13 protein-coding genes are annotated in these 12,624 nt (G+C 60.4%); 4 read left to right on the top strand and 9 right to left on the bottom strand.

Going from position 1 to position 12,624, the window contains the following annotated elements:
* Positions 1–122 precede the first annotated feature (122 nt).
* From MM194_RS10970 to MM194_RS10960, 3 genes are read right to left on the bottom strand one after another with little or no spacing between them, the layout of a single operon-like run.
* Positions 123–458 carry a DUF3802 family protein gene (locus tag MM194_RS10970; protein WP_033129826.1) on the bottom strand — a complete coding sequence of 112 codons (336 nt, stop codon included), beginning with the start codon at positions 456–458 and terminating at the stop codon, positions 123–125.
* A 56-nt stretch (positions 459–514) separates the two neighbouring features.
* Complete coding sequence (locus MM194_RS10965) at positions 515–1,051, bottom strand: GNAT family N-acetyltransferase (RefSeq protein ID WP_241343625.1); 537 nt, start codon at positions 1,049–1,051, stop codon at positions 515–517.
* A 20-nt stretch (positions 1,052–1,071) separates the two neighbouring features.
* Positions 1,072–1,428, bottom strand: coding sequence for an MmcQ/YjbR family DNA-binding protein (locus MM194_RS10960; protein ID WP_241343591.1), 357 nt, complete (start codon positions 1,426–1,428; stop codon positions 1,072–1,074).
* A 108-nt stretch (positions 1,429–1,536) separates the two neighbouring features.
* Between MM194_RS10960 and MM194_RS10955 the strand changes: the two genes are divergently transcribed.
* Positions 1,537–2,325: an alpha/beta hydrolase gene (locus MM194_RS10955; RefSeq protein ID WP_241343590.1), complete on the top strand. Its 789-nt coding sequence runs from the start codon at positions 1,537–1,539 to the stop codon at positions 2,323–2,325.
* A gap of 60 nt (positions 2,326–2,385) precedes the next feature.
* Here MM194_RS10955 and MM194_RS22035 read toward each other — a convergent pair whose 3' ends face one another.
* From MM194_RS22035 to MM194_RS10930, 5 genes are all read right to left on the bottom strand, one after another.
* Positions 2,386–3,318 carry a Kiwa anti-phage protein KwaB-like domain-containing protein gene (locus tag MM194_RS22035; protein WP_241343589.1) on the bottom strand — a complete coding sequence of 311 codons (933 nt, stop codon included), beginning with the start codon at positions 3,316–3,318 and terminating at the stop codon, positions 2,386–2,388.
* Positions 3,319–3,321: 3 nt separating this feature from the next.
* Positions 3,322–3,909, bottom strand: a complete 588-nt coding sequence (locus MM194_RS10945) for a hypothetical protein (protein WP_241343588.1) — start codon at positions 3,907–3,909, stop codon at positions 3,322–3,324.
* Between the two features lie 397 nt (positions 3,910–4,306).
* A complete protein-coding gene (locus MM194_RS10940; protein ID WP_241343624.1) occupies positions 4,307–5,347 on the bottom strand; it encodes a lipocalin-like domain-containing protein in 1,041 nt (346 codons plus the stop codon).
* A gap of 23 nt (positions 5,348–5,370) precedes the next feature.
* Positions 5,371–7,779 carry an FtsX-like permease family protein gene (locus tag MM194_RS10935; protein WP_241343587.1) on the bottom strand — a complete coding sequence of 803 codons (2,409 nt, stop codon included), beginning with the start codon at positions 7,777–7,779 and terminating at the stop codon, positions 5,371–5,373.
* A 45-nt stretch (positions 7,780–7,824) separates the two neighbouring features.
* Positions 7,825–8,505 (bottom strand): ABC transporter ATP-binding protein, encoded by a 681-nt coding sequence (locus tag MM194_RS10930; RefSeq protein ID WP_241343586.1) that lies wholly within the window; start codon positions 8,503–8,505, stop codon positions 7,825–7,827.
* A gap of 140 nt (positions 8,506–8,645) precedes the next feature.
* Here MM194_RS10930 and MM194_RS10925 point away from each other — a divergent pair, with 140 nt between their 5' ends.
* From MM194_RS10925 to MM194_RS10915, 3 genes are all read left to right on the top strand, one after another.
* Positions 8,646–9,119 carry a DUF4357 domain-containing protein gene (locus tag MM194_RS10925; RefSeq protein WP_033130758.1) on the top strand — a complete coding sequence of 158 codons (474 nt, stop codon included), beginning with the start codon at positions 8,646–8,648 and terminating at the stop codon, positions 9,117–9,119.
* A gap of 125 nt (positions 9,120–9,244) precedes the next feature.
* Positions 9,245–10,675 (top strand): sodium:proton antiporter NhaD, encoded by a 1,431-nt coding sequence (nhaD, locus tag MM194_RS10920; protein ID WP_241343585.1) that lies wholly within the window; start codon positions 9,245–9,247, stop codon positions 10,673–10,675.
* A gap of 29 nt (positions 10,676–10,704) precedes the next feature.
* Positions 10,705–11,271, top strand: a complete 567-nt coding sequence (locus MM194_RS10915) for a pyridoxamine 5'-phosphate oxidase family protein (RefSeq protein ID WP_241343584.1) — start codon at positions 10,705–10,707, stop codon at positions 11,269–11,271.
* 82 nt (positions 11,272–11,353) lie between these two features.
* On the opposite strand, the gene MM194_RS10910 is transcribed toward MM194_RS10915, so the two are convergent.
* On the bottom strand, positions 11,354–12,556 hold the full coding sequence (locus tag MM194_RS10910) for a Bcr/CflA family multidrug efflux MFS transporter (RefSeq protein ID WP_241343583.1): 1,203 nt from the start codon (positions 12,554–12,556) through the stop codon (positions 11,354–11,356).
* Between the last annotated feature and the right edge of the window lie 68 nt (positions 12,557–12,624).

The following is a 12,624-nucleotide window of genomic DNA, read 5'->3' as shown; positions in this document are numbered from 1 at the left end:
ACTTAGACAAGCGCGATGAATTGAAAATGATAGCAAGCAGGGCTGCCCGATGAGGCGGCCCTTTTCATTTGGCGTGGTGCCAGGGTGGGAATGTGCGGGAGAGGGCGTCTTAAGCGCGCGGCCTAGCCGATGGTGCTGTCGAACAGGTTCTTGATGAGATCGATGAATTCATTGAGGAAGTCCTGCTGTGGCGGGGTCGGCGCGCGCAGCCAGACGGCGGAGAGCACCTCTTCCAGATCGGCCACCACGGCGTCGGCTTCCTGCATGATCATGAAGCGTACCTTGGGATCGAGCTGGGGGTTCTGCTCGCAGATGGCCATCAGGTTGTCGGCCACCCGACCGCTCACCAGATCCTCGATGGTCTGGTTGCCCGTGCCCTGCTGCTGGCTCTCGAACAGTCCCAGACTCTCGACCAGATACTCTACCAGCGCGATATAACCTTCGCTCTCTACCACCATGATGGCTGCCTTCATTGATTGCTATGGGAAAACTGGGGGTATTTTAGTGGCTGGCCCTAGCTTGGCAAGCGGCAGTGGAGGCGGTGGCGGATAAAACTGACCCCGCCGCGCTCCACGGTTTCCAATCCGGCCAGCTCGAAGCCGTGGCGCAGAAACAGCGGATGGCTAAAGGCGCTGGCTTCCGTGGTGAGGGTGCGCAGGCCGAGTCGACGGGCAGCCTGCAGCGCGGTCTCGAGCAGGCGGCTGCCGAGCCCCTGGCGCTGATAGTCCGGGCTCACATAGAGCAGGCTGAGGTGGCCGTTATCACTTAAGGTGACAAAGCCAAGGGGTCTGGCTTGCTCCGCATCCAGTCCCGTCATCTGTACTTCGTCTTTTTCCTCCGCCAGTTCAATCACCCAGCCGTGGTGTTCCCGCAGTTGGCTGGCAAGGCCGGGATGGCGGGCGCCCAGCGCCCACTGCTCGACCTGCTCCGGGCTGTAGTGTTCGGGGCCGAGGCGGCGCACCGATTGTTCGAACAGGGCGCACAGCAGCGGGATATGCTGCTCATTGAGCGCCACTATGCGGACAAACGCTGGATTGAGCGGGGTTGGCATCTTGTTCATACTGCCCTGATTCATGAGGTCGGTGCCTGGGGCCGCTTGGCTTTGGGCAAACCCGCCACCACCCGCTGATAGGAATGCTCAATCCAGCCCTGCCAGAGCTCGGCGTCGAGGCTCTCGCCTAGCGTGACCGTATTCCAGTGCTGCTTGTTCATGTGCCAGCCGGGTTTCACTTCGGGGTGGATCTCCCGCAGCAGCAGCGCCAGTTCCGGCTCGCATTTGAGGTTGATGGTCAGCGGCGCTGCCTGCCAGTTCACCAGCGCGAACATCTTGCCGGCGATGCGATAGACCAGGAACTCGGGGCCAAAGGGCGTATCTTCGGTGGCGCCGGGCTGGCTTAGCAGAAATTCACGTAACGATGCAAGGCTCATACAGGACTCCATGCTGGTCCGATGATGGGTGGCAGCATATTCAGCGGGGCGCCCCTTCTGTTAATATGCCTGCCGAGTATATCCCCCAACCCCCAGAGAGCCCATAAGATGTTGTACCACAAGACCTTTGAGCTTGGCCCCGAGCGGGATTGGGTGGTGTTCGTGCATGGCGCCGGCGGCAGCTCCTCCATCTGGTTCAAGCAGCTGCGCGCCTATCGGGAGCACTTCAACGTGCTGCTGCTGGACCTGCGCGGCCACGGCCAGTCCAACCAGCTGCAACAGGTGGTCAAGGGTCACTACAGTTTCAGGGCCGTGACCGAGGACATAGTGCGGCTGATGGATCATCTGCGCATTCCCCGCGCGCATTTTGTCGGCATCTCGCTGGGTACCATCCTCATTCGCAGCCTGGCGGAACTCTGCCCGGAGCGGGTCAAGAGCATGGTGCTCGGCGGCGCCATACTGCGCCTCGACATCCGCTCCCGGGTGCTGGTGCAGCTTGGCCGGGTCGGCCAGCACATACTGCCCTACATGTGGCTCTACCGCTTGTTCGCCTTCATCATCATGCCGCGCCAGCACCATCAGGAGTCCCGCAACCTCTTCGTGCGCGAGGCCCGGAAATTGTGCCAGAAGGAGTTCAAACGCTGGTTCCGCCTCGCCACCGAGGTCAACCCCCTGATGCGCTACTTCAAGGAGCGCGCCTTGCCGATCCCGACCCTCTATGTGATGGGGGAGGAGGATCATATGTTCCTCGCCCCGGTGCGCGAGCAGGTGGCCCGCGACCCCTACAGCCAGCTCGAGATCATCGAAAACTGCGGCCACGTCTGCAATGTGGAGCAGCCGGAGCATTTCAATCGGCAGTCGCTGGCGTTTATATCCAGTCAAACTGTAGTGGCGTAGCTCATTTAATTGGGTCGGTTGGGCAGAGCAAAGCGAAGTACAATAATTCCACCTACGACCCTAGGGAGTTGGAATAATATTTTCCGTGCTTTGGACATCGTAAATTCTCCCTGAAAAATGTGACTTCAATCTATGGTCTAACAATGCTTTGAATATATCTGGGCATGTTTCAATAGTAGGTGATATTTTTCCATCCTTGTCGAAGATTATTTTTAATCCAAAATTAGCATGCTCAGCTCTTAGATTCTGCATGAAAACTGGATCTAGATAATTTCCTTTTTGGCGAATAGAGGAGGTTCTGCGAAGCTGGATTGCATTATTTCCAATGTACGTTTTCATTACTTCTAATTCGGTGAAGATTTTTTTAAAGTCAGGTTCTAAAAATAACTCTGAGAAATCTGTAGTATGAGCTTCTTTGTAATTAAGAATGGATTCAAAAAAACGTTTGTTGGAAATGAATATATGGTCATCTAAAATAAAAAAATCAAAGTTTTTGGCTAGATTGAAAGTTGGCGAGTCATCAATTTCTAGGATGTTAGCTTTAAAAAGAGTGTTAATGCTCCCAGTGCGTTTCTTTGTTTTCCAAGAGTCATCAGATTTTTTTACACAATACAAATTTCCTGTGGCACAGGAAATTTTAACTGCATAAAAAGCCGCATTTTGCATTCGAGTTATTTTTTTAACCTGTTTTGCCGGTGTCTGATCTAATGACTCCGATATGATCTTATCTGCGTGTGTTTCAATGGCTGGAATTAATAATGCACTACCTTCATTATTTTGAGCTAGCAAACTATATTCTATGGTTTCAGTCATAGCTGCGCGACACTGTACTGCTGTGTCTTTTAGTTTCTGAATTACATCATTACTTAAGCTAACCCAATAACTGCTGACTTTATACTGTGGTGGATTTCCAGAGGTTGATTTTTTAAAAACCCATAAATTAACTTGAGAGTTTTGAATGTCAAAATTATGTAAATCTTCAATGTTTGCCACAATCTATTCCTTTTTGATAATTATATCTTGAATTGTTTCTATCTCATAAAACTTATTTGGTTCAAATTCTGTTCGTCCTAATGACTTAGCTACTAAGTCGTTAGGGCTACCGACAAAACTGTACTTTATTTCGTATAGTTTCCACCCAAGAGCAATGAGTATTGGGTTAAGTATAATTTGCCCTGACTTATATGACAGCCAAAACAACCAGAAAAGAAAAACAATAAACCCAATAAATTTACTAATTTCTGAATACTGAATGCTCATAAAGGATACAACGTAGGGTAATACATAGTTCATTAGATCGGTTGGTATATGCTTAACTTCCTTTATCAGTATTCTCTGCGAGGGGGTTTTTATTCTAAGGGTGATTATTGTAACAATAAAGCATGCTAAGCATAGGAGAAAGAAGCCAATAGATAATGCAGGATTTGCAAAAGGGATTGCGCATTTTTCTAACTGACCAAAGGGTTCTGAACAAAAATCAAGTCCCATCATTTCATATTTAAAATCTTGGGATAAAAGTATCATGCTCAAAGGTAAATATGAGCCTGTGAATATTACGGCTGCTGGAATTAATCTTAGTTCCACAATATCCTCACATGAGTACTTGCATGATGATAAAAGAGGTTGGTAATTAGTAATTTTAAAGTGCTTTCTTCGGGAAGAGGGTGATATTTATCTAGTTGGCTGATTTCACCTCACATTCTCGGTATAGCTACCGCATGGGGTTTCAACTCCCTGAGTACTGCGTCTAACCAGATTGAAGAGAGGTTATCATAGGTGTTCCTGGGCCGCTTTGGCGGCTATGAGTGCCAGACGAGCATGGTATCAAATGCAGGCCAGCCTTGTTGAGTGAAAGCGCAGCTAACTCGTGGGATTTGAATGAAATCTTGATGTCGGTCAGATTTTGACGGAGGTCTACCAAGATAGTTGGGGCTGGTGAACAAGAAAGTGGTAGCAGGGGACGCGGCCATAAACTGGGGGCTTAATACCCCGTCATCTCCAGATAGCCCAGCCCTTGGGCATCTCCCTCCACAGTCACGGCTCCCTCCCAATAGTCAAAACGCCCCGTCATGGCCTGATTGGGTTGGCGGGCACGGATGGTAAGGTTCAGATCTCCAGCCTTAAGCTGCCACTCGACGGGGTAGTCTTGCCCCTTGGGGCCTCGCCAGGTTTTACCGGGGGTGAGGACAATGGATTCCGGGGGCAGCACTCGGCTGCTGCCATCGCGCTCGATCAGTATGCCGTAGCGGTTCTCCGGTTCGGGACGACCTTCCTTGGTGCGCAGGCGAAACAGCATCAGCTCGCGGCCATCGGCAAGTTGCAGGGAGAACCAGTCCCAGCCCGATTGCCACTGGGCCAATACCGAGCTGCTCCACTCGTGATCAAACCACCCCTGGCCCGTGACGGTGCGGGTCTCCCCCTCCAGGGTCAAAGTGCCGCTAAGTGTCAGGCGCGGGTAGGAGTAGTAGAAGGAGGCGTTGCCCGGGCTCTTCTCGCTGTAACCCGCTTTGCCTTGCAGCACCACAGGCTTGGCGGCGCTCACCTTGAGGTTCAGCTCACCCATCTTGCTCTGCACCTTCAAGGTGGCGGGAAAGAGCGATTCCCCTTCAGAGGCAAGCCGCCACTCTCTTAGCCAATATTCGCCGCCGCTGGCGCCGGCGAGCCCCGGCCCCTGGCGGCTGGTGCGCTCATCCTGGTGGTGGCTGCCACGGGCGAGATCCGTGATGGCGAACTGGGCCAGCCAGAGCTGGGGGCTGAGCCAGGGGTTGTCCGATGTTATCTGCTGCTCGATACCTTGCCGAAACAGGGTCCACTGGATGCCGTAATCGCGCCCCTGCTCGTCTTTCAGGTTGCCGGTGAGATACCACCACTCGGATCTGTAGTCCGGGTGGGAGCCGTGATCGGCGGGCAAGCGGATGGGCTGGCCCGGCAAGGCCTTCTTGAACTGATCGCTGCCGCCCCCGAGCAGGGTGCCCAGATCGCTGGCACCGACCGCAGCGCCATGGAGGATACAGGCAATCATCAGAGGCCACTTCCAACTCAATTTCATACCACTCTCCTTGCGGCATACCAGGAGGCGAGCGCTCCGCACAGGGGGGCGAGCAAGAGCGCCGTGACGGCGTGCAAGGGGGCGGCCTCGAAGGCGAGGCGCCAGCCAAAGGCGCGGGGGTTGACCACCTCAATCAGCACCCAGGCGAGGCCATAGCCCACCGGCAGGGCCAGGAGCGCCGTGAGCAGCCCCAATCCCGCCCCTTGCCACACCAGCAGGCGGCGGCAGTGGCGGGGGCCAATCCCAAGGCTCTGCAGTGTCTGCAACTCCCCGCGTCTGGCCAGCCCCAGCACCATAAAGGCGGAGCCGATGCCGACAAAGGCGATGCCGAGGATCAGCAGTTTCAGCAGCTCGGTCACCACGAAGGTCTGATCGAACACCTTAAGCGCCGCGGCGTGGATGGCGGGGGCGGGCAGCAGGTTCACCCGCTCGCCAAAACGGGCGCGCAGCCGATCGCTTAGGCCCTCGGGGTCCGTGCTGAAGAGGGCGAGGGATTGCACCGCGCCCCCTTCGAAGGCGTGCAGTATCTGCCCCTTGTCGCTGCCGTAATCCTGATAGACGCCGGTGACGGTGAGGGCCCTTGGCCCCCCTTCGCTCGTTACTTCGAGGGTCTGACCCACTTTGACTCCGAGGCGCACAGTGAGCGGCTCGCTCGCCAGCACCTCGTCGGGGGTGGCGGGCCAGCGCCCGGCGAGCAAGGGGTAGGCGGCCTTGAGCTCGGGGATAAAGTCCATCTGCGCCCACTCTATGGGCTGCCCCTGCCAGCGGGCGGGATGCACGGCGCGGCGCGAGGCGGCACGCACGTCCGGCTCGGCGAGTATGGCGGTCAGGGTCTGCTCGCTCAGCTGGCCTCTGCTGCCTGCCACCCCCTTGGGGGCGCTGACATAGAGGTCGGCGGCGAGCCGCTGGCCGAGCCAGATCTCCACGCTCGAGCGAAAGCTCGACACCATGACCCCGATGCCGATGGCCGCGGCTATGGCAAGCTGCAACGCCATCACGGCGATGGCGGTGCGATCCAGATGGTATTGGGTTTCGGCCACCCCGAGTCGGACGCTGAGGGGGCCGTGCCCGCGCAGCCGCCCCAGCAGGGCGCGCAGGGCATCGGGCAGGGCGAGCGCCATGGCGAGCAGCCAGCCACCGGCGATGAGCAGGGCGCCAGGCAGGCCGGTCTGGGGCAGCCACAGGCAAATGGCGCACAGCAGCAGTATGGCCAGGGCCAGCAGGCGTCGGCGCCCCGGATGAGAGTCGGGGCGGGTGCCACCCTCGCGCAGTTGCAGCGGCGACTGGCGCAGCAACTGCCACCAGCCGGGCAGGTTGGCGGCCAGGGTCCCGAGCAGGCCGATGGCGGCGGCCTTGAGCAGGCCTGCGGGGGAGAGGCGCAGCAGATCGAGGGGGTTGGGGCCGTAGAGATCCGCCAGCGCCTGGGTCAGCTGCCCCATCAGCCCGGCGGCGAGCAGCACCCCGAGCAGCAGGCCGAGCAGGGTACCGACAGAGGCCAGGATCGTCAGCTCCAGCCCCAGCCAGCTCAGTACCCGGCGCGGCGGCATGCCCAGGATGATGAGCTGGGCGAGCTGGGGACGGCGCACGCTCTGCACGAAGCGCTGGGCGTTGAATACCAGAAACAGCCCTACCGCCATGGCGAGCAGGGAGAGGGCGCTGAGGTTCAAGGCCAGGGCATCGCCGAGCAGGCTGGCATCGAGCGCCGGGCTGATGGGTTCGAGCCACAGGGGCTTATTGGGGAGATAGGCTTGCAGGGTGGCCTGCAGCGCGGCGGCCTCGGCGTCGCTCAGCTTGAACAGGATGCGATCCAGCCGCCCGTCCTTGCCGAGCAGGGGCTGGGCTATGCCCAAGTCGGTGAGCAGCAGCCGCTCCATGGGGACGGCGCCGGGCTCGAAGGTGCCCGCGAGCGTCAGGGCGAGTGACCGCTCACCCAGCATAAAGGCGCGGTGCTGGCCGACGGACCAGCCGAGCCGCTCGGCCTCGGGGATGGCCAGCCAGACGCCGTCGGCCCGGCTCAGATCGAGGTGGGTGTCACCCCCTGTCTTCATCTCGCCGAGCAGGGGCCCGAGGGGGCCGGGGTTGAAGAGATCGATGCCGAGCAGCTGGAAGCTGCGGCCCTGCTCGTCTTTGAGCCAGGCGTGCACCTGGGGCAGGGCGGTGAGGGCGCGCTGGCTACGCACCAGCTTGACGTAGAGCCGCTCATCCAGGCCGCCGCTCGGCGCCAGCCGGTAGTTCGCCTCCCCTGCCAGCTGGCTGCGGGCGGCGACGAAGTTGGTCTGGGCGCTGTGGTTGAGCAGATCGATGGCGACCACCAGGGAGACCCCCAGCATCAGCCCGGTCAGGCTCATCAACAGCAGCCAGGGGTGGGCGCGATAGAGACGCAGCAGCGCCTTTAGCGGCAGCAAGGCACGGCTCCTTGCGCGGGATCAGCCGCTCTATTTGCCGCCTGATCAGCCATGGGCAGGGCCCTTGAGCGTGACCAGTTGCCCCCCTTCGAGGCGCAGCACCCTGTCCGCCAGGGCGCTATAGCTAGGGTTGTGGCTCACCAGCAACAGGCCCGCCCCCGTCTCCCTGACCGCCGCCATCATCAGCGCCATCACTTGCGCTGCATTGTGCTCGTCGAGGCTGCCGGTGGGCTCGTCGGCGAGCAGCCACTGGGGCCGGTGAATGAGGGCCCGGGCCAGAGCGACCCGCTGGCGCTGGCCGCCGGAGAGCTGCTCCGGCCAGGCGTGGCGCTTGTCCGCTATCCCCAAACGCTCGAGCAGGGCATCCAGGGTCGCCTGATCGCGGGGCAAGCCGTTGATCTCCAGCGGCAGGCAGAGATTTTCTTCCACGGTCAGGGTCGGCAGCAGGTTGAAGTCCTGATAGACGATGCCAAAGTGGCGGCCGCGCAGCCGGGCCAGCTCGTCCTGGGATTGCCTGTCGAGCCGGGTCTCCCCGAGCCAGATCTCGCCACTGTCCGGCGCTATCAGCCCGGCGATCAGGTTGAGCAGGGTGGACTTGCCACAGCCGCTCTGCCCCAGCAATAAGCAGGTTTCCCCCGCGCCGAGACTGAGATCCAGCCCCTCGAACAGGGGGCTCGTCTCGCCGCCATTGTGGAAGCCTTTACTGAGATTGCGCAGGGTCAGCATGGGATAACCGGTTGATGGTCAATGGCTTTCACTATGCCAGTTAGTGATCACGGCTGCAAAAGGGATGAGGATCCTTGCTGGATCCCGCTCGCTAGAGGTGGTTAGAATAGAGGCTTCCATGGGTCGCAGGATGAGCAAGGATGTTACACAAGCAAGTCAGTTTTATCATCGACAGCAAGGGCACCAAGCAGGCTGCCGTGGTTCCCATCGACATCTACAACGAGCTGATGACCCTGCAAAAGGCGCTCTCCGACAACAAGCCGGGGGAGCGCGAGCTCTACCACTTCAACGGCAAGGGCGCCGAGGCCCATGGCTATCCGGTCGGCAAACGGCAAAACCCCGGCTTCATGGTGCAGGCGGGATCCACCGCCAACGGTGAGGATGCAGCCTCCCTGCGCGAGGCGGTGATCGAGCTGCGCCAGGAACTGTTGAGCAAGGGGGTAATCGGCCCCCGTGCCGAGGGGGGCTTCGTGTTCATCGCCGATCAGTTGTTCAACAGCCCTAGCCTCGCCGCCAGTCTGGTGGCGGGCAACAACAGAAGCGGTCTGGACGCCTGGCAAAACAGCGCCGGCTACACCCTCAAGCAGTCCGGTTTTGGCAAAAAATCCCCCTGACACCCCTTGAGTGAGCCACGCCGCCCGGTCGAGGCGGGCGGCTCGATCCTGCGGATAGGGATGAGGGTGACTTCCCTGTCCGCTGCTAGCCTCAATGCCAGACAGTTCTCAAGAGACGCGCACTCATGTCTGGATCCTCACGCCTTGCCCCCTTGTCCGGGCTCTGCCTGTTTTGCGGCCCCGTCCTGGCCGAGGGCGGCGCCATTCCCCTGACCCACAGCGGGGCGGGCGGGTTCGCCCTCGTCCTCTTCGTGTTCGCCTATGGCCTGGTGATGGCCGAGGAGTCCCTGCAGCTGCGCAAGTCCAAGCCGGTGCTGATCGCGGCCGGCATCATCTGGATAGTGATTGGCATCGTCTATGCCGAGCAGGGGCTCGGCACCCTGGCTCACGACGGATTTCGTCACAACCTGCTGGAATATGCCGAGCTGCTGCTGTTCCTGCTGGTGGCCATGACCTATATCAACGCCATGGAGGAGCGGCGGCTGTTCGATGCCCTGCGCGCCGCCCTGGTGCGCTCGGGTTATAGCCTGCGCACCCTGTTCTGGCTCACGGGTATCTTGGCCTTCTTCATCTCGCCGGTGGCGGACAACATGACCACGGCGCTCTTGATGTGCAGCGTGGTGCTCAAGGTGGCGGGGGGGGATCGCCGCTTCGTCAACCTCTCCTGCATCAACATCACAGTGGCGGCCAATGCCGGCGGCGCCTTCAGCCCCTTTGGCGACATCACCACCCTAATGGTGTGGCAGGCGGGCAAGGTGCAGTTTGGCCAGTTCTTCGCGCTCTTCATCCCCTCCCTGCTCAACTTCCTGGTGCCGGCCCTGCTGATGAGCCTGATGGTGCCGCGTCACGCCCCCCAGGTGCAGGAGGAAGAGGTGGAGCTCAAGCGCGGCGCCGGTGTCATAGTGCTGCTGTTCATCCTCACCATAGTGACCGCGGTCGCCTGCCAGCACTTTCTGCAGCTGCCCCCGGTGCTCGGCATGATGCTGGGGCTGGGCTATCTGCAATTTTTCGGCTTCTACCTGCGCAAGACCCTGGCTCGCTCCCTGGCCCGCAAGCGCGCCCTCTATGAGCGCAGCGGCGACAAGGTGCGGCTGCAGCGGCTGGATAGCGCAGTGCCGTTCGACGTGTTCAGCCAGATCGCCAGGGCCGAGTGGGACACCCTGCTGTTCTTCTACGGGGTGGTGATGTGCGTCGGCGGGCTCGGCTTCATGGGCTATCTCGAGCTGGCCTCCCAATTCCTCTACGCGGGGGGTGACCCGACCCGGGCCAACGTCGCCATCGGCCTGCTCTCCTCCGTCATCGACAACATCCCGGTGATGTTCGCCGTGCTGTCGATGGATCCGGCGATGGCGACGGGGCAGTGGCTGCTGGTGACCCTGACCGCTGGAGTGGGGGGCAGCCTGCTCTCCATCGGCTCCGCCGCCGGGGTGGCCCTGATGGGGCAGGCCCGCGGCATGTACACCTTCTTCGGCCACCTCAAGTGGTTGCCCGCCATTCTGCTTGGTTATATGGTCAGCATAGGGGCACATCTGTGGCTCAATAGCGCACTGCTCTGAGGCGCATGGAGAGGAAAAGGGGAAGGAAGATGGGACAGTTATTCGAGGCGCTCTCGCCACCTCATATCGCCTTTATCGAGGCACAGCAGATCTATTTCGTCGGCACGGCGGCGGGCGAGGGCACGGTCAACCTCTCCCCCAAGGGCGGGGATTCGTTGCGCATTCTCGATGCCCATACCCTGGCCTGGCTCAACCTGACCGGCAGTGGCAACGAGTCGGCGGCCCATGTGTTGCTGAACTCGCGCATGACGGTGATGTTCTGCGCCTTCGAGGGGGCGCCCATGATACTGCGGGCCTATGGCCAGGCACGGGTGTTGCACCGCGGCGACCCGGGCTGGGAGGCGGCCATGGCGCGCTTCCCGGCCAGCGTAGCGGCCCGCCAGATCTTCCTGCTCGACATAGAGCGGGTGCAGACCTCCTGCGGCATGGCGGTGCCCCTGTACGACTATCAGGGGGACAGAGAGGATCTCGCCAACTGGTCGACGCGCCAGGGCCAGGAGGGCATCGAGGCCTACTGGCGCAAGAAGAACCAGCTGAGCCTGGATGGATTCGAGAGCGAGATCCTGGTACGCAGCGGCCTGGAGGCCGATCAATAGCACCCTCGCCGATGCCGTACGATGTAAAAAGCCCTGTCCGGTGGACAGGGCTTTTTCGTTTCAGGAAGGCCGAACCCGGTCATCAGGCCGTCGCGGCGCGCTTGCTGGTCAGCAGCCAGTAGCTCAGCGCCGAGCCAAAGCCGCAGCTGGCGATGGCGATGGCCATGGGCAGCGGGGACTGGGGCGGATTGAGGTTGACCAGGATGCCGACCAGGGCGCCGACGCCAAAGCGCAATGTACCCGCCAGGGCCGCGGCGGTGCCCGCCGACTGGGGGAAGTGGCCCATCAGACCCGTCATGGCGTTGGCCCCCACCAGGCTGATGTGACCGACGAAGAGCACCACCGGGATGACGATGCCCCAGAGGCCGCCAGTCTGGCTCCAGGCGTTGTAGATGAGCAGGGCGCCGGCCAGCGGCAGCACAGTCAGGCCGTATTGCAGCATGCGCTCGGCGCCCACTCCCTTCACCAGCCGGCTGTTGACGAAGGTGACCACCATCATCAGCAGTATGTTGAGGCCAAACAGCCAACCGTAGTGCTCGGTCGGCACCTTGAAATACTCGATGTAGACGTAGGGGGAGGCGCTCAGGAAGGCGAACATGCCGGAGCTGGACAGGGCACCGCACAGCACATAGCCCATGGCGCCACGGTGGGAGAGCACGCCCCAATAGTTGCGCAGCACCTGGCCGAGCTTGAGGGGTTGCCGGTGTTCGGGTTTGAGTGTCTCCTGGATCTTCCACTGCATCACCACGCAGATGAGCAGGCTGATGCCCACCAGCAGCCAGAAGATCACTCGCCAGTTGCTGTGGGCGCTGATGTAGCCGCCCACCACCGGGGCCACCAGCGGCGCCAGTGTCATCACCAGGATGACGAAGGACATGGCGCGGGAGAACGCATCCTTCTCGAACATGTCTCGCAGCAGGGCATTGACCACCACTGAGCCGGCAGCTCCCCCAGCGGCTTGCACCATGCGCCAGGCCAGCAGCTCCGGTAGCGACTCCGCCATGGCGCAGCCGACCGAGGCGATGGCAAACATGGAGAGACCCGCCAGGATCACCGGCTTGCGGCCGTAGCTGTCGGCCAGGGGACCGTAGAACAGCTGACCGATGGCGAAGCCGCCGAGGAAGGCGCTGATGGTGAGCTGAGCGCCGTCGATGCTGGTGGCCAAGTCCCGGGCGATGGCCGGGATGGCGGGCAGGTACATGTCGACCGCCAGCGGTGTCAGACCCGCCAGGGCACCGAGCAGAATAAACAGGAAGCGAGGGGAGAGGGCTATGGACTGAGGCATAGAGTATCCGATCGTGAGCGAATGGGGAGTGCGCAATAGTGTTGAAGTTTATCAGCTTTGTGCCGCGC

It is taken from the genome of Aeromonas sp. MR16, from assembly GCF_022549315.1.
Taxonomy (GTDB): Bacteria; Pseudomonadota; Gammaproteobacteria; order Enterobacterales; family Aeromonadaceae; genus Aeromonas; species Aeromonas aquatica.
The sequence above is the reverse complement of the archived record's forward strand: the minus strand, read 5'-3'. Positions and strand labels throughout refer to the sequence as shown.

Bases quoted from the DNA above. Each gene is read 5' to 3' on its own strand.
- MM194_RS10930 (WP_241343586.1), bottom strand. From the start codon at position 8,505: ATGCTGACCCTGCGCAATCTCAGTAAAGGCTTCCACAATGGCGGCGAG.
- MM194_RS10940 (WP_241343624.1), bottom strand. From the start codon at position 5,347: ATGATTGCCTGTATCCTCCATGGCGCTGCGGTCGGTGCCAGCGATCTG.
- MM194_RS10910 (WP_241343583.1), bottom strand. From the start codon at position 12,556: ATGCCTCAGTCCATAGCCCTCTCCCCTCGCTTCCTGTTTATTCTGCTC.
- MM194_RS10970 (WP_033129826.1), bottom strand. From the start codon at position 458: ATGGTGGTAGAGAGCGAAGGTTATATCGCGCTGGTAGAGTATCTGGTC.
- MM194_RS10965 (WP_241343625.1), bottom strand. From the start codon at position 1,051: ATGCCAACCCCGCTCAATCCAGCGTTTGTCCGCATAGTGGCGCTCAAT.
- MM194_RS10925 (WP_033130758.1), top strand. From the start codon at position 8,646: ATGTTACACAAGCAAGTCAGTTTTATCATCGACAGCAAGGGCACCAAG.
- MM194_RS10955 (WP_241343590.1), top strand. From the start codon at position 1,537: ATGTTGTACCACAAGACCTTTGAGCTTGGCCCCGAGCGGGATTGGGTG.
- MM194_RS10915 (WP_241343584.1), top strand. From the start codon at position 10,705: ATGGGACAGTTATTCGAGGCGCTCTCGCCACCTCATATCGCCTTTATC.
- MM194_RS10960 (WP_241343591.1), bottom strand. From the start codon at position 1,428: ATGAGCCTTGCATCGTTACGTGAATTTCTGCTAAGCCAGCCCGGCGCC.
- nhaD (WP_241343585.1), top strand. From the start codon at position 9,245: ATGTCTGGATCCTCACGCCTTGCCCCCTTGTCCGGGCTCTGCCTGTTT.